Genomic DNA, 2,670 nt, shown 5'->3' with positions numbered 1-2,670 from the left:
TCCGTTTAACCATATCACTGCTCCTAGGAAAAGCGAAAAGCTCGCCGATTCAGCGGCGAGCTTTTCATTCGTTAATCTGGCACCGTCCTACTTTCGAGAGGCCCTGCGGCCAAACTATCATCGGCGCTGGCGGGCTTAACTGCCGTGTTCGGGATGGGAACGGGTGGGACCCCACCGCCATGGGCGCCAGAAACCTGAGTTCCCGTCGCGATGGCGAGCCTGAGCTCGAGCCGATCGCGCCGGGAAACCTTGCAAATCTGTACAGAGAAGAACTTCCAGTGTCACGAGAGCGGTGCGTAGTTAATCAAAATTTCCGAGCGATTAGTACCGGTCAGCTCCACGCCTTGCAGCGCTTCCACCTCCGGCCTATCAACGTGGTAGTCTACCACGACTCTTCACTCTTGCGAGATTGAGATCTCATCTTGGAGTCAGTTTCACGCTTATATGCTTTCAGCGTTTATCTGATCCGAACATAGCTACCCGGCTATGCTCCTGGCGGAACAACCGGTTCACCAGAGGTTCGTTCGACCCGGTCCTCTCGTACTAGGGTCCAATCTCCTCAAATCTCCTACGCCCACAGCGGATAGGGACCGAACTGTCTCACGACGTTCTGAACCCAGATCGCGTACCGCTTTAATGGGCGAACAGCCCAACCCTTGGGACCTACTACAGCCCCAGGATGCGACGATCCGACATCGCGCGTGTCTCCACCATTACTGGTGGCGCAGACTATATCTTCACCCTGCTCGGAAAATCCGAGCGAGGGGCCGGCGTTTGATCGGTGCGGTAAATTTGTTCGCATTTTCGCGAACAGGCGCATCGATCTCATCGCTCCTTGCGGAAGCGAATCAGTCGTTACGGGGTCATGACGAATTTGCGATTCGTCAGACTTCCCACGGTATTGTCCTCGTCTTTAGCCCTAAGACGATTGGAGTTCACCGTTATAAGCCGGAACTTCCCGTGATGTTTCCACCACGTCACCCCTAAATGTTGAGGTGCCAAACCTCCCCGTCGATGTGGACTCTTGGGGGAGATAAGCCTGTTATCCCCGGGGTAGCTTTTATCCGTTAAGCGATGGCTCTTCCATTCAAAACCACCGGATCACTTAGCCCGACTTTCGTCCCTGCTCGACATGTACGTCTCGCAGTTAAGCCGACTTCTGCCTATGCACTCTTACGGTTGATTTCCGACCAACCTGAGTCGACCTTTGGGCGCCTCCGTTACTCTTTGGGAGGCGACCGCCCCAGTCAAACTGCCCGCCTGACCATGTCCTCCAGCCGGATCACGGCTGCTAGTTAGATTCCCGAAACCGACAGAGTGGTATCTCAAGGTTGGCTCCATCGCACCCGAAGATGCGACTTCATCGTCTCCCACCTATCCTGCGCAGTCAATTTCAAAAATCAAGATCAGGGTACAGTAAAGCTCCACGGGGTCTTTCCGTCCTGCTGCGGGTAACGGGCATCTTCACCCGTATTGCAACTTCGCCGAGCCCCCCATTGAGACAGTGCCCAAGTCGTTACGCCATTCGTGCAGGTCGGAACTTACCCGACAAGGAATTTCGCTCAGTTTTGTTACGACCGGTGTTCGTTAGAACGCCGGCGGACCCGTCATTTCTGCGAGTCTCCGTGCATCGCTGCACGGCTCGGACTATATCATCATCCGTCTTTGTGGACGGAGTCCGGCATGTAGTCTCTGAGGGGATCCATGGATGATGGATCTTCCCTGCTGATGGTCCGCACCGATCGAGTTGTCACGCTTGTTGACGGTCGAATAAATTCGACCGCTCCAGGCGTATCGTCGGATGCTCGGATTTCCCAGCATATAGCCAGATTCGAACACGATCTTACGATCGTGTCGGGCAATTTGAATTACCTTAGTACCGTTATAGTTACGGCAGCCGTTTACTGGGGCTTCGATTCAAAGCCTCGCCTTGCGGCTAACCTCTCCTCTTAACCTTCCAGCACCGGGCAGGCGTCAGCCCCTATACGTCCGCTTTCGCGTTCGCAGAGACCTGTGTTTTTGTTAAACAGTCGCTCGGGCCATTTCACTGCGACCCTTTCGCGCCGCTACAGCAAGTGCGCGCACGCTACTAGGGCACCCCTTTTCCCGAAGTTACGGGGCTAATTTGCCGAGTTCCTTAACAGGGGTTCTCTCGTCGCCTTGGCATACTCTGCCAGTCTACCAGTGTCGGTTTGCGGTACGGGTAGCGATGACCCTTGCTAGACGCTTTTCTTGGCAGTTTAGTATCGTCCACTTCGCCGCCTTGCGTTGGCTCGTATTCGCACCTTGGGCTTCGGTCTGAACCGGATCGCGGATTTCCCTACGATCCACCCTACATGCTTGAACACCCATCCGATAGGGTGCTGGACTAACTTCCTGCGTCACGCCTTCGCTTCTCGATCTCTCCCTTAGGGTAGGCGCGCGTTTTGGAAAACGCGCTACTACAGTTAAGAGAGAAATCAAACGGGGTCGCTAGTAGCCGACTATTAACGGCTTGTCCATCGCCTACGCTTCTCAGCCTCGGCTTAGGTCCCGACTAACCCTGAGATGATAAACAGCGCCCAGGAAACCTTAGACTTACGGCGGTGGGGTTTCTCACCCCACTTAACGCTACTAATTCCGGCATTCGCACTTCTGGTTCGTCCAGGTGTCCTCACGGTCACCCTTCAG

The 2,670-nt window shown here is 54.9% G+C and carries 2 rRNA genes (1 of these 2 cut by a window edge); both read right to left on the bottom strand.

What is annotated here, in order from left to right:
• Positions 1-74 precede the first annotated feature (74 nt).
• A 5S ribosomal RNA gene (gene rrf / locus VKF82_11930) occupies positions 75-191 on the bottom strand.
• A 109-nt stretch (positions 192-300) separates the two neighbouring features.
• Positions 301-2,670 (bottom strand): 23S ribosomal RNA (locus tag VKF82_11925) (it continues 1,310 nt past the right edge of the window).

Source organism: Candidatus Eremiobacteraceae bacterium (assembly GCA_035314825.1).
Classification (GTDB): Bacteria; Vulcanimicrobiota; Vulcanimicrobiia; order Eremiobacterales; family Eremiobacteraceae; genus JAFAHD01.
Note: the sequence above shows the minus strand (reverse complement) of the source record. Positions and strands in the feature narration are given on the sequence as shown.